Origin of the sequence: Methyloceanibacter sp., from assembly GCF_041573655.1 — a bacterium.
Lineage (GTDB): Bacteria > Pseudomonadota > Alphaproteobacteria > Rhizobiales > Methyloligellaceae > Methyloceanibacter.
In genome coordinates this window covers 1-1643 of record NZ_JBFFQD010000101.1, presented here as the reverse complement: position 1 = coordinate 1643, position 1643 = coordinate 1, and the positions used below count along the sequence as shown (strand labels likewise).

At 63.2% G+C, this 1643-nt stretch carries 1 protein-coding gene and 1 pseudogene; both read left to right on the top strand.

Annotated features, from left to right (window positions below; all coding sequences use genetic code 11):
• Positions 1 to 378, top strand: a pseudogene (locus tag ABY454_RS12315) (methylenetetrahydromethanopterin dehydrogenase); the annotation flags it as partial.
• Positions 341 to 1486 carry an ATP-grasp domain-containing protein gene (locus tag ABY454_RS12310; protein WP_372931067.1) on the top strand — a complete coding sequence of 382 codons (1146 nt, stop codon included), beginning with the start codon at positions 341 to 343 and terminating at the stop codon, positions 1484 to 1486. The pseudogene ABY454_RS12315 and the gene ABY454_RS12310, both read left to right, overlap by 38 nt.
• The last annotated feature ends 157 nt before the right edge of the window (positions 1487 to 1643 follow it).

Genomic DNA, 1643 nt, shown 5'->3' with positions numbered 1-1643 from the left:
TTCGAGGCCAATCTCGGCTATGCCGACGGCACCACCGAGGAGCAGAAATCCGAGCTTGCGGAGAGCGCCGATGTCATTTTCTCCGCAGGGCCCGCAGGCCGGCAGATCCTCAGCCTGGCGCAAATCAAACCGGCCAAGGACATGAAGGTGGTCGCCGACGTGAACGCGGTGCCGCCACTCGGCATCGAAGGCGTCGGCATGAAGGACAAGGGCACGCCCATCGACGGAACGGGCGCGGTCGGTATCGGCGCGCTCGCCATCGGCGACGTTAAATACAAAACCGAAGCCGGTCTCTTCAAGAAGATGATCGAGGCCGACAAACCCGTCTATCTCGATTTCCGTGCCGCCTATCGGCTCGCACAAGATCTCGTCTCCTAGAGGCGAATCCCTCCTGATTGCCGCGGTCTCGGGCCGCGCGCTGGCACTCGCCGCGCGGGACGCCGGCTATACGCCGCTGGTCGCCGATTTCTTCGCGGACCTGGATACGCAAGAGCTGGCACATGCGTGCCGCAAGATGCCAGGGCCGATCGCAGACGGCTTCCAATGGGATCACCTGGAACCAGCGCTGGCGGAACTAACGCACAATGCCCCCTCGCCCGTGTGCGGACTGATCTATGGCGCGGGCTTCGAAGACCGCGCACATCTTCTGACATATATCAACGAGCGTTGGCCGCTGCTCGGCAATGACGCGCGCACCGTCACACGAATCAAAGCGCCGGAGACGTTCTTCGCAGCACTCGATGCGCTCGGCATCGCTCATCCTGCGACGCAGACGGAGCGCCCCGCAAACCGCACCGGCTGGGTCGCCAAACGCCGTGGCGGCGCCGGCGGCAGCCATATTGTCCGGGATGCCGACGCAAGCGACGTTTACCACCAAGAGTTGGTGAGCGGGCGTACGGTCTCGGCCCTCTTTGTCGCCAACGGACAAGACGCGCGCGTCCTTGGCCTCAGCGAGCAATGGACGGCGCCCGCTCCCGCAAAGCCTTGGCGCTATGGCGGGGCGGTGTGTCCGGCGACGGTGCCCAGCAGCACTGCCGCCGAGATGGAGCGCGCCACGCTTGCAGCGGCAAAGGTTTTTGACCTCAAAGGACTCGCCTCCGCCGACTTCGTGCTGACGGAAACCGAAATCTACCTGCTGGAAATCAACCCGCGCCCCGGCGCAACGCTCGATATCTACGCCTGCGCCAATCAGCCGCCGCTCGCTCTTCACCTCGATGCGCTGGCCAATCGCGCGCTTCCCGAAAATCAACCTGCAATTGAGGGGGCAGCGGCGTCGGCGATCGTCTTCGCGCCGGAAACGCTTGTCATGCCGCGCGATATGGCGTGGCCCGCTTGGACCGCCGACCGGCCAAAGCCCGGCGAGCGGATCGACAAACAGCGCCCGATATGCACTGTCTTGGCGCGCGCCGGGGACGAGGCGGAGGCAAGAAACCTCGCCGAGACGCGGCAAGCCAGCATACTGGCCAAGATACAAAACACACACTGAGCGTTGAGGGGGAGGCTGAGTTGAGCAAGAACAAGAACAAAAAAAGCACAAAACAAGAGATGAGACTGCCGAGTATCAATGCCCAAGTCGCACCGCTGGTGCGCAAGATTATCGACAATGCCGAAGCACTGCGTGTCGCAGTGACCAAAGGCTCGCT